Here is a 14,476-nt window from a genome sequence, read left to right as displayed (position 1 = left end):
ATGAAAAAATTGATATTACTTTTTGCCTTAATTTTATTTTCTAATAGCGCTGTTGGACAAGAAATACGAAAGGAAAGCTTATTTGAAGGGACGTATAATGATAAGCCTATTCAAATATACATTCAATCTTTTATGCAAGAGTGTACTGCCGTAATCTATTATAAGAGTATTGTACGTTTTCTTGACGCTGATAGAGATGAATCGCAATGGAGAAAATTTGAAGTTTACGCCAATGACAATAATGGCTTCTTATTAGTCGACGATTACTGGAACTCTGGAAGGTATACCAACTACATGTTCATTGAACAACATGGCGCTATATTCAAAGGATTTATAAAGAATGAAAAAGAAGCCCAAAAGAATATAACTTTAGAACGGGATACAACTATAACAGACTTTTCTGAGTTTAGACAAGAAGTTCAGAACTACGAAGACACGGATGACTGTTAATCGCATTCATAACATAAAATAACAACTCACAAACTCCAATTTAAAAGAAAATGAATTTTTACAGCCTCAACAAAAAAGCCCCAAACGTAAGTTTTAAAGACGCAGTAATTAAAGGAATTGCTCCAGATCGTGGCTTATATTTTCCAGAAAAAATAACGCCACTACCTAATGATTTTTTCGAAAATATAGCAAATTTATCACCTATTGAAATCGCGCAAAAAGCCATAAAACAATTTGTCTCTGATGATATTGATGATGATAAACTAAAAACTATACTAGAAGACGTTTTAAATTTTGATTTTCCTGTAGTAGAAATCAATAAAAATATTGGAACCTTGGAGTTATTCCATGGTCCTACTTTGGCATTTAAAGATGTTGGCGCAGGTTTTATGGCAAGATGTCTAGGGTATTTTTCAGAAGGAAGTAACACCGAAGTAACCGTACTTGTGGCAACTTCTGGAGATACTGGTGGTGCAGTTGCTAATGGTTTCTTAGGTGTAGCAGGCGTAAAAGTAGTAATCTTATACCCTACAGGGAAAGTGAGTGATATTCAAGAAAAACAACTAACTACTTTAGGCCAGAATATTACGGCTTTAGAAGTAGAAGGTACTTTTGATGATTGCCAAACGATGGTAAAAACGGCATTTCTAGATGAAGATATTACTTCTGTAAAACAATTAACATCGGCAAATTCTATTAATGTAGCCCGTTGGTTGCCTCAGCTTTTCTATTTCTTATTTGCTTACAAACAAGCCAAATCGCAGGGTAAGGAAATTGTATTTTCTATTCCTAGTGGTAATTTTGGTAATATTTGCGCAGGTATTGTAGCACAACAATTAGGGATGCCTGTGAAGCATTTTATAGCATCTACCAATGTAAATGATGTAGTCCCTAGATTTATGAATACGAAGAGTTATGACCCAAAACCTTCAATAGCGACTATTTCAAATGCTATGGATGTAGGTGATCCTAGTAATTTCATTAGAATAAGGCACATCTATAATGATGATTTTGATACCATTGCTAAAAATATATCTTCTTATGCATTTACTGATGAACAAACTAAAGAAGCCATGTTGGAATTGTACAATGACTACAATTACGTTGCAGATCCGCATGGCGCTGTTGGGTATTTAGGCCTTAAAAAATATCAAGAAACGAATCCTGACACCTACGGCATTTTCTTAGAAACAGCGCATCCTGTTAAGTTTTTAGATATTGTAGAAGATACCATAAAAGAGAATCTAGATATCCCTAAAAAGATTATCAAACAGATGAATAAAAAGAAAAAATCTATTAAGATTTCAACCTATGATGAGCTGAAAAAATTTCTGATAGATTAATTTACACAAATTTCAATAAAAAAGGGTATTCATACGACATGAATACCCTTTATTGCTATCAACTAAATAACAAAAAATTATCATTTTTCTAAAGGTGCTTTGCAAAGAAGTCATAAACAACAACTTCTCCATAATTTAAAGGATCATCGGTATCACTACCTTCTTTTTCAGAATTACTTTGCGTATAGTTCCCAATTTTGAAATAAGACTGGTCATAATCTAAATCCATTAGCACAGCATTGCTTTCATCTAAAACAAGGTATTGTGTGGCAGTACCATTTTCATAGTTTGCCTTTAAATCACCATCTTCACTATAGTAACAGTAATGCTTACCATCTTTAACTTCGAAAATTACTTCGTGGCTTGTTCCTAACGTATAATCTGTTTTAATCGTTAAGTCACTTCTAAGTACTCCTCCGTTAAAGCTTAAAAACAAATGAGAACCTTCTAATCTTAAGACCATAGCATCATCAATCCCCGCTTCTTTATCGCCATGAATTTGAGTTCCTACCACATGACTTTTGTTTATAGGTAAATGCGTAAACGCTTGTTTTACATAAACTACATGGGTCCCTGTGGTTGTCCAGTAAATATCAGCTGTACCATCTTCTGTTCGCTCTCTAAGTTCTGAGCGTATATAGGTAGAATTTGTTGTAGTATTATTAGTGCTTCTAATTGGTGCTTTAAATACAATTCCGTTTTTATCATCATTCACATAAAAATACTCGTTGTTGTCCTCATCGCAAAGCGTTTTATCTTCTGCTCCATCAGGATACGTAATTTTCCATTGCGCACAATTAGCCATTAAGTCTGCTGGAATTTTCGCAGTTCCACTCGTTTCTTCAGGAGTAGTATCATCTTCTGGAACTATTGGATCTTCAGGTGTATCTACTTCTTCTTCCGGAGTTTCCATTTCTTCAGCTGCAGTAGTATCTTCTTCTAATGGACTTCCTTTATCTGAGCAATTCAAATTTGCTCCTAAGATTGCAATAGCTATAAAAAATTTAAAAAAAGTAAGACCTAAGCTTTTCAACATAATTAGAATTTAAAAATTTGATTCCTGGTCAACCAAATTGGTTTACCAATTACAAATATCGTAAATTATTAGCAATTATTATACTTGAAGCTCATTATTTCGTTAAATGGCTTCATCATTAACAAAATACAGGGTGAAAAAAAGGGCATTCACATTTCTGCGAATACCCTTTAATGTTGACTAACTAACTCAATAAATTTAAAAACTGTTATTTAATCATGATCTACGAAAAAGTCATAAACCACTACCTCACCATAATTGTTAGAGTTTCCAGTAGAACTACCTTCTTCCTCGGCATTACTTTGTGTGTAATTTCCAATCTTGAAATATGATTGATCATAATCAATATCCATCAATACACTATTACTACCATCTTTAACTAAATATGAGGAAGCTGTACCATTAAGATATTTACTTCTTAAATCTCCATTTTCACTGTAATAGCAATAATGTTTACCGTTTTTAACTTCAAAAATTACTTCATGAACGGTACCTAAACTATAGTTAGATTTTACCGTTACATCACTTCTAAGTTTATTACCGTTAAAACTTAAAAATAATTTAGAACCTTCTAAACGTAAAACCATTGCATCATCAATACCTGCAGCTTTATCACCATGGATTTGAGTAGCTACCAAATGATTTTTCTCGATAGGCAAATGTGTGATTGCTTGTTTTACATACACTACGTGCGTACCATCTGTAGTCCAGTAGATATCAGATTTACCATCTTCCGTTCTTTCTCTAAGTTCAGATCTTACATAATCAGAATTAGGAGTAGTTCCGTTATTACTACGAATTGGAGCTCTAAAAACCATCCCATTCTTTGCACTATTTACAAAGAAATATTCGTTGTTATCTTCACCACAAAGCGTTTTATCTTCTTCTCCGTCAGGATACGTGATTTTCCACTGGTTACAGTTGCTCATTAAATCTGAAGGAATAGAAGCATTACCTGTTGGTGGGTTTGTTGTACCACCGCCTCCATCACTTTCACCACTAAATACTTGAACTTCTGCTAATGACAATGCATTTGTGCCTTTTAATTTAATACGCACTCTAGATCCTGTTACGCCACCAGTACTCACAATTGTTGAAGGACTTGGGGTACTTGTAATTGTTTTTTTATAAACTTCTGTCCCCGCATCATTATATACAAAAACATCAAAATTACTTAATCGTGAAGAACAACAATCTGTTCTATTCCAAATTACAATATCGCCTATTGTATAATCATTACCTAAACGAACTTGCCACCAAGGTGAAGCTGAGTTTGAGGTGTGTGTTACACTTCCTTGATTCCATACCCCTGAGGTATTACCATCAATTGCTAAACCAGCAAGACCTGAGTTAGAAGAATAGTTAGAAGATTGCTCTGCTGTTTTACCAAGAGCAAGATTATCACTTTCGGTAGCTTGACTTACACTTACTGGCGTAATTTTAATCCAGTTAATGTTCCATCCGCCACCTGTGGCAAGTAATTTTAATGTACTTGTCCCTGCAGATAAATTCACTGTTTTAGAAGTAGTAATCCAAGTTTGGTATCCACCTGTAGCTGTTTTATTTACATTAGATAATTTTGTATTGCCTTGGTAAAAATCAAATTTAGACGCATTTGACTTAGAAGCAACTCTAAATTCAAATTTATAGCTTCCTGAAGCTGGTACCGTAAGTGCATATTCTAGATAATCTCCTGAGTCTATCCATCCAACATTACTACCTCCTCCACTATCTGAAGTTGATTCGGTTTTGATTCCCTTCATACCATCAAAGTTTTCTGCCTGAATGGTCTGCGCGTTAGTCGATGAAATAGTTACATTAGGTGACACTAATAAATTTTCATCGGAAAGATCGTTTTCAGCGCAATTAAAAGCCAAGGCTAAAATTGGCACTGTTAGAAGTCTTAAAACTGTTTTTGACTTCATCAATTTTTGTGTGTTTTTCATAATACTTAAGTTGAGTGTTTCAATTGGTGATTTAATTGGTAATTCAATTTGGATTACCAATTTGGTTGACCAATTATAGAGATGAAAAACTATAATTCCAAATAAATTGTCATTTAATCGATGAAATGACGCTTTTTGTCCGATTATTTTATCTAATTGATAATTACTCATTTAATAAAGTCGACGTCTTAAGTAAATATTCCCTTTGAATAAGGGAACATTTCTAACATATTTTCAATAATTTTGAACGACTAAATAATTTAAAAATGAAAAACACCGCATTAACAGAAATACACAAAGAACTAGGCGCTAAACTTGTACCTTTTGCAGGCTATAATATGCCTGTATCTTATGAAGGCGTAACTATTGAACATGAAACGGTAAGAACAGGTGTTGGTGTTTTTGATGTGTCTCATATGGGCGAGTTTTTAATCAGTGGACCAAATGCCATTTCATTAATTCAAAAAGTAAGTTCTAATGATGCCTCCAAGCTAGCTGTTGGCAAAGCGCAATACAGTTGTATGCCAAATGAAACTGGCGGTATCGTTGATGATTTAATTATTTATCAAATAAAAGAGGAGCAATACCTATTGGTAGTAAATGCTTCTAATATTGAAAAAGACTGGAACCATATCTCAAAATACAATAAGGATATTAATGCAGATATGCGTAACTTATCTGAAGACTATTCCCTATTGGCTATTCAAGGGCCAAAAGCCGTTGAAGCCATGCAATCTCTTACTTCAGTAGATTTATCTGCTATTAAATTTTACACTTTTGAAGTAGCACCGTTTGCAGGTATAGACAATGTGATTATATCAGCAACAGGGTATACGGGTTCTGGAGGTTTTGAAATCTATTGTAAAAATACAGAAGTAGCACAAATTTGGACTAAAGTATTTGAGGCTGGAAAAGATTTCGGGATTAAACCTATTGGATTAGCCGCTAGAGATACCTTGCGTTTAGAAATGGGCTATTGTTTGTATGGTAATGATATTAATGATACCACATCGCCAATTGAAGCAGGCTTAGGTTGGGTAACTAAATTCACAAAAGACTTTGTAAATAGCGAGAACTTAGCTAAAGAAAAAGCAGAAGGTTCTGCTAGAAAACTTATTGCTTTTGAGTTAGACGAAAGAGGCATTCCGCGTCATGATTATGAGATAGTAAATGCAAATGGTGAAAAAATTGGTATTGTAACCTCTGGCACCATGTCTCCTTCTATGAATAAGGGTATTGGGTTAGGTTATGTACCTAAAGCCGTAAGCGCTGTAGGCGAAAAAATTTATATCCAAATTCGCAAAAAAGCAATTCCTGCAACCATAGTTAAATTACCCTTTTATAAAAATTAATGATTAACTACCCCGATATACTTCACAACATACAACTTGAAATTAATAAAGTTTCTGAGCGAGGGCAAGTAGCTAGGTATATTCCTGAGCTCTCCAAAATAGATCCTCATAAATTTGGCATGCATATTATAGATGCTAACCGAAATGAATTTTCTGTGGGCGATTCTGAAGAAGCTTTTTCTATCCAAAGTATTTCTAAAGTATTATCCCTTAGTCAGGCAATTGGCCTTATCGGAGAAGAGCTTTGGACTCGTGTTGATGTAGAGCCATCGGGAGACCCTTTTAATCATTTATCATTACTAGAACAAGAAAACGGTATCCCAAGAAATCCCTTAATAAATGCAGGGGCTATTGTTGTTGCAGATATACTCGTATCTAAACTAAAAAATCCTAAAGAGGACTTTTTAACATATATTCAAGATATATCAGGAGATAAAAGCATTAATTTTGATGCTGATGTTGCTGCCTCTGAAAAGGAAACAGGATTTAGAAATTATGCGGCCGCCAATCTCTTAAAATCTTACGGAAATTTACATAACGATGTAGATACTGTGCTTGATTTTTATTTTCACCAATGTTCTTTAGCGCTAAACTGCAAGCAGCTTACCAAGCTATTTTTCGTATTTATGAATCGCGGAAAATGTTTGCAAAACAACACTTATTTAACCACCAGCCAAGTAAAACGAATTAATGCATTAATGCTAACATGCGGCTTTTATGATGAAGCCGGAGAATTTGCTTTTGAAGTAGGTCTACCTGGTAAAAGTGGTGTAGGCGGAGGAATTGTAGCGCTTTTGCCCAATAATTATTGTGTAGCTACATGGTCTCCAGGACTAAATAAAAAAGGAAACTCTAAATTAGGCATGTTAGCATTAGAAATGCTAACTACTGCTACAAAGCAGTCAATTTTTTAAAAGGTGGATAAAAAGAAAATTCTTATTCTTGGAGCCAGTGGCTTTATAGGTAATGCTATTTATAAAGAGTTATGCAACTACTTTAATACGTATGGCACCTATTTTACTGCGCGTAAAGGTTTTGATAAAAATAAACAGTTCTACAGCTATAATTTAGAAGAAGACGATATTCATGAAATTTTAGATTTGGTACAGCCAGATATTATAATTTCTGCTTTACGTGGCAGTTTTACGGCGCAAATTATTGCCCATGAGCACTTAGTAGAATATGTAATGCAAAGCAATTGTAAGCTGTATTTTATATCCTCTGCAAATGTATTTGACTCTTACAGCAAATACCCTTCCTATGAATATGATAAGACTTTATCCGAGAGTATCTATGGACGGTTAAAGATAAAAATTGAAAATATGTTGCTTCGTATTCCTAAAGAAAAAATGGCTATTTTAAGAGTACCCATGGTTTTTGGAAACGGTTCTCCTAGAATAAAAGAAATGAAAGCTAATATTTTAAATAACGAACCTGTAGAAGTATTTCCTAATCTAGTTTTAAATGTTACCCATGATTTGAAACTAACACAACAAATACATTATTTAGTAAGCAAAAACAAAAGTGGAATTTATCATTTAGGAAGTAATGACTTGGTACACCATGATGAGTTTATTCAAGAAATTTTAAAACGGGTTGGCAATTTCACTCCTTTATTTAAACATGTATATACAACAAATGAAGAGCGTTATTTAGCCGTTTTACCAAAAGAAAATAAACTCCCTAAAAATTATCAAACTACTTACGAAGAAATCATTAATGATCATGTCATAGGCTAAACATACAAACACACAAAAAAATAATTATGGAAGCATTAAGTATATTAGAAATAGAACGAATTTTAGAACAATTAGATGGTTGGGAATATATTGATGGTGCCATTGAGACCTCTTTTCAATTTGAAAATTTTAAAGAAGCCTTTACGATCATGACCCGTATTGCTTTTGAATGTGAAGCGCAAGGCCATCACCCAGATTGGAGCAATGTTTACAACTCTTTACATATTCGTTTAAATACACATGATGTAGAAGGTGTAACGGAAAAAGACTTTAGATTAGCTAGAGCTATAGAAAGTATTGTTGATAGTGAATAACCTATCTTTAACTTTCACTTGTTAAAAATGCAAATTGTATTAAATTTGTACTTACTAATATTATAATCAGATTTAGAAATGGGAAGAGCTTTTGAGTTTAGAAAGGCACGTAAAATGAAAAGATGGTCCGCAATGTCTAAGGCGTTTACACGTATTGGAAAAGATATTGTGATGGCAGTAAAAGATGGCGGCCCGGACCCAGATACTAATTCACGATTAAGAGCTGTTATACAGAATGCGAAGGCAATTAATATGCCTAAGGATAATGTAGAGCGCGCAATTAAAAGGGCAAGTGACAAAAGTTTAGGCGATTTTAAAGAAGTTCTTTTTGAAGGATATGCGCCTCATGGTATTGCTATATTAGTAGAAACAGCTACTGATAATAACACAAGAACCGTTGCAAATGTTCGCAGCTATTTTAATAAATGTAATGGAAGCATGGGTACTTCTGGCTCCGTAGAGTTTATGTTTGACCATACCTGTAACTTTAGAATTCCTGCGGAAGGTATTGACCCTGAAGAATTAGAGTTAGAAATGATTGACTTTGGTGCAGAAGAGGTTTTTGCTGATGAAGATGGCATTTTAATTTACGCCCCTTTTGAAAGTTTTGGTGCTATACAAAAAGAATTAGAAACTAGAGAACTAGAAATTTTATCTTCAGGTTTCGAAAGAATTCCTCAAGTTACCAAAGAAATTAATGAAGAAGAGGCTGCTGATGTAGAGAAGCTTTTAGAAAAGTTAGAAGAAGATGATGATGTGCAAAACGTGTATCACACCATGCAAGAATAGTCTTAGTCCAATTTTTAGTCTTATAAAAAAACCTGTTGAAACAAATCAACAGGTTTTTTATTACAACATAAAACAACACTTACTACTAACCTTAATTTTTATTACGCTAATAATTAGTTAGCGTAAAAATATAATGATGAAGCACTTGCTAAAGTATTATTAATACTTGGCGCAATATCTCCACCGGCACTTGCATTAGAAAAAGCCAATACTTTACCACCACCATTTGCTGCTTCAGCAATAAAAATAGTTTCTGAAGCTGCATCATATTCAGCAGCAACTGGGTTTCCTAAAAAAGTACTACTACCTGAAATTCTAACTTGATTATTAGCTACAGCCATAGTTTCACCACTAGCAACAGCATCAAATTTTGAATCAAAATCTGTTATAATATGAAAAGCACCATCAGCATCTGAAGTAGCATCTGCAACATCAGTCAAAATCATTGTACCCTTATCATAAGCTAAACCATGTGTTCTAACAATACCTTCAATAGCAATGGTTTTTGAAGCACTAACCACAGCGTTGGTCGTATTCATTGCCGTAAAATTAGTATAAACAGCTAGTTTATTCGTTTTATCTACAACAGTATACAAGTCATCACCAACAAACTCAATTCCCCATAGAGCGAAATCTGTTGTTACAATATTTCTTAGCGTAAGTGCTCCATTTGATTTCGTATACACAAACAACCTACCATCTGCAGTATCAGGATTACCATCTACATCTGCATTATCTGCAACTACAACAAAATTATCTTTTACAGCAATATCTCTAGGGCTCTCTACATCTGCAGTACTTGTTACTGATGCTGAAATTACAGCACTTGCTAAATACGTTGAAATACTTGAGTATACATTCAATTGATTTGAAGATCTAGATGCCTGAATAATTTCGTCAGCATCTTCATCATAATAAATCCCCTCAGCCGCAGTAGCTACAGTCGTTAAAGTCTTAACCTCACCTGTAAGAATATCATAAACGGTGACATTTCCGTCTGAATTATTAGACACATATAGTTGAGAACTTTCAATTTCATTCTCTCCTGAATCATTGTCATCATTATCACATGAAGTAGCTGTTAGTAAAGCAAACGCAGCAATTAGGCTAAAGTTTAAAACATTTTTTTTCATCTTTCTATTTTTATAGTTTCCCATACCTACGAGAAAACTATAAAGAGGGTTTTAAAAAAATAAAAAAATTATGCTTCGATGTAACTTTTTTTAGGAATTCTACCTAATACTCCTTTAAAAAAAGACTTATACAACTTAAAATCAGCCTCTTGATCATCGGTAGTAAAATATGCTTTTGATATTTTTATTTGCTTTTTACCATAGTCAAAAGCCACCATAACAACCGGTACTTTTGCTGCTTTTGCAATAAAATAGAATCCTGTTTTCCATTCTGTAACTTTATCTCGCGTTCCTTCCGGAGATAAAGACAATCTAAATTTTTCTTTTGAATTAAATATATCAACGATAGCCGATACGGTATCGCTATTTTTATTTCGAATTATGGGTGCGCCCCCTACTTTTTTCAGGTACCAACCAATAGGTCCTATGAACAAGCTTTTTTTACCAATAAAATTTATTTCTTCCTGCCAGATTTTGCGCACTAAAAGTCCCAAAAAAAAATCAGAATAACTGGTATGAGAAACAACAATCATAACACATTTTTTAACATCAGGAAAATCGCCCACAAGAGTCCATCCCATAAGTTTAAAATAAATAAATTTTGCTATAGCATGCATCATAGAATAAATTTACTTTACGTTATATCTTTTTAAATAATTGCAGTAAGCGATCATAGGTCATTATTTCTTTCCAGTTATCTCCTAATGCATTTTCCCAAAGCGGGACCAAGCCAAAAGATACGTTAATCATTATATCAAATTGTTCTTCAGAAAGATGTGCACAAATACCTGTAGGTAATTTAATTTGGTGTTTTTCTTGCATCTGTTTAAAAACTTTTACTCCCTCTGGATAAAATTCTTCTAAATATTGAAAAACCAAACAGTTGCCAATGCCATGCTTTACTCCTAATAAATAAGATAACCCATAGCTCATAGCATGTGCAATACCCACTTGAGAATAAGCAATACTCATACCACCGTGCCAAGAAGCCATCATTAATTTATCTCGTGAATCTTCTTTAGAAATATCTTTCAGGTACACTTCATGACATAATTCTAAAGCTTTCTCACCATAACTTTGACTGAAAGCATTTAAATACGTGCCATTTAATGACTCTATACAATGAATATAACAATCCATTCCTGTAAAGAACCACTGCTCTTTTGGTACTCCTTGTGTTAGTTTAGGATCCAAAAGAACTTGATCAAACGGAGTATGGTCCGAATTGATTCCTAACTTTTTTTCAGGCCCCATTAACACGGTAGTTCTGGAAACTTCTGCACCAGTACCACTAATGGTTGGTATACCTACATGATAAATAGCTGGTTTTTTCACTAAGTCCCAACCTTGATATGCAGCTGCACTGCCATCATTTGTAAGCATTAAAGCTACCGCTTTAGCTAAATCTAATAGCGTACCACCACCAATACCAATAATACCAGAAGGCAATACCGGAAAACTTTCTTTAATCTTAGCCACTAAAGCATCAACTTGTTCCGTTTTTGGTTCTTCTTCTGATGAAATAAATATTATTTGATCATTAAAAAGTAATGGAACTTCTGTAATTAAAGGCTGTCCATCAAAAACATCGTCTATAAAAAATATAAAAGGTGCTTCTGAGTTCTTACGCTTTGGCATTAAAATTTCTCCTAATTGAAGAAAACTTCCATTGCCAAAAACTACTCTAGGTACCATTGGAAAATTCCTATATCTCATTACCTATTATTTATATGAATTTAAAAATTCTTGAAATTTATCAAAAAAACAACTTAGGTGATACCCGTCTATTAAGGCATGATTTACGCTTGCTGCAATTGTCATTTCAAATATTCCATTTGCCTCAACAGCTTTACCGAAAGCAAATTTGGGAACTGATTCTTTAACTCCTTTCAATGGCTCTTTATGGCCTTCTATCGGGATCCAAGGCATGGACGAGCAATACATACAATCTAATGTATTTACTGGAGGAAATAAGGAATCACTATTAAAAATACGTTCTTTTTCTCTGTTTAAATTATTGATAAAGGTTAAAAGATCATCGCTGTAATGAATAAAAGAAAAAGCAAATGTTTTATTAGGTCTTAATATTGTTGCCGATGCATGTATGGTATCATAGACGGCTACTTTATCATCTTCAATTCTGTATTTAAAATTCTCAACGGAATTTATAGCTTGCATACAGGCGTGTAAATAAATCGCAAAAAAAGACAGGCTATACTCCTTAGCATAGGCTTTAGCTAAAGTTACATCTACTTTTGTAGTTACTGAAAAATAAGGGTCTAGAAAGGTATTAAAAAAATGAAAATGTTCTTTTCTTTCCCAGTTTTCTATATCTAAAAACTTCATAGGCTATACTAATTTCAACAGCTCTTTGAGTCCGCTTATCGTTTGATATTCTTTTCCGTTTGTTTCATGATCTTCTACTTGCTCATGCTGCCAAGTTGTATGAAAAGGCACATGAATTGCTTTTGCACCAATATTTATTAAGGGCAATACATCTGATTTTAACGAATTTCCTATCATTAAAAACTCCTTAACATCAATTTCTAAATGATCTAAAAGATGTTGGTAATTAGACTCTTTTTTATCGCTTAATACTTCTACATGATGAAAGTATTCTGATAAATCAGAACGTTCTAATTTACGTTCCTGATCCAGTAAATCTCCTTTAGTCAAAACGATTAAACGGTATTTTTTTGACAACTGCTTCAATACTTCTACTACATCTGGCAATAATTCTACAGGATGAGAAATCATTTCTTTCCCTATATCTAAAATCTTATGCAAGGTGTCATGAGACACATTATTATTTGATAATTCTAGTGCAGATTCTACCATAGAAAGTACAAACCCCTTTATACCATAACCGTATAATTCAAGATTTTTTATTTCCATTTTAAAAAGGTCTTGATCTATGGTATTCTTAGTTTCATACCCTTCTAAAAGAGCAGCAAATTTCTCTTCTGCATCTCTAAAATAAGTTTCATTTATCCATAGGGTATCATCAGCATCAAAACCAATGACTTTTATTTCGTCGTATTTTACTTCCATGCTTTTTTTGCTCTTTCTAGATCCTCAGGAGTATCTATTTCTATTCCTGAAACCGTAGTTTCTACCATTTTTAATTTTTTACCATATTCTAAATACCGAATGGCTTCAATTTTTTCGGTAGCTTCTAATTGCAACATTGGTAAACGTTGAAAATCCATTAAAGCCCTTTTTCTAAAGGCATAAATACCTTTATGCTTATAATAAATACTATTTACATCTTTCGCTCTTGGGTAAGGTATTGGGGAACGAGAAAAATACAATGCAAAATTATTAGTATCTACAATTACTTTAACGGTATTAGGATTGCTAATTTCATCCCAATCTGTAATTTTGACCATTAAAGAGGCAAGGTCTATTTCTTGATCGGGATCATTATCAAAAACATTTAGCACACTCGCTAGACTTTCTTTTTCGGTAAAAGGTTCATCGCCTTGAACATTAACAATAATATCAACATCCATATGCGCTACCGCTTCCGCAATACGATCACTACCACATTCATGATCCTTGATACTCATGATTGCTTTTCCTCCAGCAGCTTCAATAACATTAAAGATTACCTCACTATCGGTGACTACAAAAACATCGTCAAATAATTTTGTATTGACCGTGGCTTCATAAGTCCTTAAGATTACAGGTTTCCCTTGTAAATCTTGCATTAGTTTAGCAGGAAAACGAGATGCTGCAAAACGAGCAGGTATCATTGCAATTCTTTTCATTTATTCAATATAAGATTTGTAATTAGGCTTTTCTAGGTCGAATTTTTCTGTAAATCCAAAAAATTATGGCTAAGATAATAACAACTAAAACACCCGCAATTATTGGAAAAAATATTGATGCAGTAGTCACTATCATTGCTGTACTCGTTTCAACAGTAGAAACGATAGGATTGGCTAGTCCTCCAGTGGTAGTGGTTGATGCTAGTCTTGTTGTTGCAGAAGCTCCTTTAATTGCTGTAGCGGTACCACCACCCGCAATAATAGCCAATGACCAAGTAATTACCGGATCTAAATTTGCAACAGTAGACACCATAACTGCAGTACCCGCAATTGCAGCCAACGGCACAGCGGCACTATCTAATATATTATCTACCCAAGGAATAAAATAAGCAAATATTTCTACCAAGGTTGCAACACCTAAAGCTATTACAGCCGCCAGACTACCTATCCATTGCCAACTATCATTTAATTCCCAAAGGTTAAAATACGAGGCTAAACTTAAAGCAAATAAGGGCAAAAACACTCTAAAACCTACAGATGCGGCAAGACCTATCCCTAAAAAAATACTTAAGATTGTTTCTGTTGTCATGGTGCAATATTAAGA

At 33.8% G+C, this 14,476-nt stretch carries 16 protein-coding genes; 7 read left to right on the top strand and 9 right to left on the bottom strand.

Features of this window, described 5'->3' with window-relative positions:
• Window positions 1-450, top strand: a complete 450-nt coding sequence (locus CELAL_RS14585; RefSeq protein WP_013551662.1) for a hypothetical protein — start codon at window positions 1-3, stop codon at window positions 448-450.
• A 50-nt stretch (window positions 451-500) separates the two neighbouring features.
• Entirely contained in the window at window positions 501-1,793 is a 1,293-nt protein-coding gene (gene thrC, locus CELAL_RS14580; RefSeq protein WP_013551661.1) for a threonine synthase, read from the top strand.
• Window positions 1,794-1,881: 88 nt separating this feature from the next.
• On the opposite strand, the gene CELAL_RS14575 is transcribed toward thrC, so the two are convergent.
• Window positions 1,882-2,829: a polysaccharide lyase family 7 protein gene (locus tag CELAL_RS14575; RefSeq protein ID WP_013551660.1), complete on the bottom strand. Its 948-nt coding sequence runs from the start codon at window positions 2,827-2,829 to the stop codon at window positions 1,882-1,884.
• Window positions 2,830-3,041: 212 nt separating this feature from the next.
• The gene (locus tag CELAL_RS14570; protein WP_218916566.1) at window positions 3,042-4,775 is read right to left on the bottom strand and encodes a polysaccharide lyase family 7 protein; all 1,734 of its coding nucleotides are present in this window, start codon (window positions 4,773-4,775) and stop codon (window positions 3,042-3,044) included.
• Window positions 4,776-5,041: 266 nt separating this feature from the next.
• On the opposite strand from CELAL_RS14570, the gene gcvT reads away from it, so the two are divergent.
• The 5 genes from gcvT (at window position 5,042) to CELAL_RS14545 (ending at window position 8,969) form a co-directional block, all read left to right on the top strand.
• Entirely contained in the window at window positions 5,042-6,127 is a 1,086-nt protein-coding gene (gcvT, locus tag CELAL_RS14565; RefSeq protein ID WP_013551658.1) for a glycine cleavage system aminomethyltransferase GcvT, read from the top strand.
• Window positions 6,127-7,041, top strand: coding sequence for a glutaminase (locus CELAL_RS14560; RefSeq protein ID WP_013551657.1), 915 nt, complete (start codon window positions 6,127-6,129; stop codon window positions 7,039-7,041). The genes gcvT and CELAL_RS14560 overlap by 1 nt, the downstream gene beginning before the upstream one ends.
• 3 nt (window positions 7,042-7,044) lie before the next feature.
• The gene (locus CELAL_RS14555; RefSeq protein ID WP_013551656.1) at window positions 7,045-7,866 is read left to right on the top strand and encodes a sugar nucleotide-binding protein; all 822 of its coding nucleotides are present in this window, start codon (window positions 7,045-7,047) and stop codon (window positions 7,864-7,866) included.
• Between the two features lie 26 nt (window positions 7,867-7,892).
• Window positions 7,893-8,180: a 4a-hydroxytetrahydrobiopterin dehydratase gene (locus CELAL_RS14550; RefSeq protein ID WP_013551655.1), complete on the top strand. Its 288-nt coding sequence runs from the start codon at window positions 7,893-7,895 to the stop codon at window positions 8,178-8,180.
• A 78-nt stretch (window positions 8,181-8,258) separates the two neighbouring features.
• The gene (locus CELAL_RS14545; RefSeq protein WP_013551654.1) at window positions 8,259-8,969 is read left to right on the top strand and encodes a YebC/PmpR family DNA-binding transcriptional regulator; all 711 of its coding nucleotides are present in this window, start codon (window positions 8,259-8,261) and stop codon (window positions 8,967-8,969) included.
• A gap of 113 nt (window positions 8,970-9,082) precedes the next feature.
• Here the strand turns inward: CELAL_RS14545 and CELAL_RS14540 are convergent, their stop codons facing one another.
• From CELAL_RS14540 to CELAL_RS14510, 7 genes are all read right to left on the bottom strand, one after another.
• The gene (locus tag CELAL_RS14540; protein WP_013551653.1) at window positions 9,083-10,102 is read right to left on the bottom strand and encodes a YncE family protein; all 1,020 of its coding nucleotides are present in this window, start codon (window positions 10,100-10,102) and stop codon (window positions 9,083-9,085) included.
• Window positions 10,103-10,170: 68 nt separating this feature from the next.
• Window positions 10,171-10,719 (bottom strand): 1-acyl-sn-glycerol-3-phosphate acyltransferase, encoded by a 549-nt coding sequence (locus CELAL_RS14535; RefSeq protein WP_013551652.1) that lies wholly within the window; start codon window positions 10,717-10,719, stop codon window positions 10,171-10,173.
• A gap of 22 nt (window positions 10,720-10,741) precedes the next feature.
• A complete protein-coding gene (locus CELAL_RS14530) occupies window positions 10,742-11,818 on the bottom strand; it encodes an iron-containing alcohol dehydrogenase family protein (RefSeq protein WP_013551651.1) in 1,077 nt (358 codons plus the stop codon).
• A 6-nt stretch (window positions 11,819-11,824) separates the two neighbouring features.
• Window positions 11,825-12,448 carry a CatA-like O-acetyltransferase gene (locus tag CELAL_RS14525; RefSeq protein ID WP_013551650.1) on the bottom strand — a complete coding sequence of 208 codons (624 nt, stop codon included), beginning with the start codon at window positions 12,446-12,448 and terminating at the stop codon, window positions 11,825-11,827.
• Window positions 12,449-12,451: 3 nt separating this feature from the next.
• Complete coding sequence (locus CELAL_RS14520) at window positions 12,452-13,153, bottom strand: HAD family hydrolase (protein WP_013551649.1); 702 nt, start codon at window positions 13,151-13,153, stop codon at window positions 12,452-12,454.
• On the bottom strand, window positions 13,144-13,872 hold the full coding sequence (kdsB, locus tag CELAL_RS14515; protein ID WP_041557747.1) for a 3-deoxy-manno-octulosonate cytidylyltransferase: 729 nt from the start codon (window positions 13,870-13,872) through the stop codon (window positions 13,144-13,146). The genes CELAL_RS14520 and kdsB overlap by 10 nt, the downstream gene beginning before the upstream one ends.
• Before the next feature lie 22 nt (window positions 13,873-13,894).
• A complete protein-coding gene (locus CELAL_RS14510) occupies window positions 13,895-14,461 on the bottom strand; it encodes a DUF4126 domain-containing protein (RefSeq protein WP_013551647.1) in 567 nt (188 codons plus the stop codon).
• Window positions 14,462-14,476: the final 15 nt, after the last annotated feature.

The organism is Cellulophaga algicola DSM 14237 (genome assembly GCF_000186265.1).
Lineage (GTDB): Bacteria > Bacteroidota > Bacteroidia > Flavobacteriales > Flavobacteriaceae > Cellulophaga > Cellulophaga algicola.
This window is presented reverse-complemented; position numbering and strand designations above follow the sequence as displayed.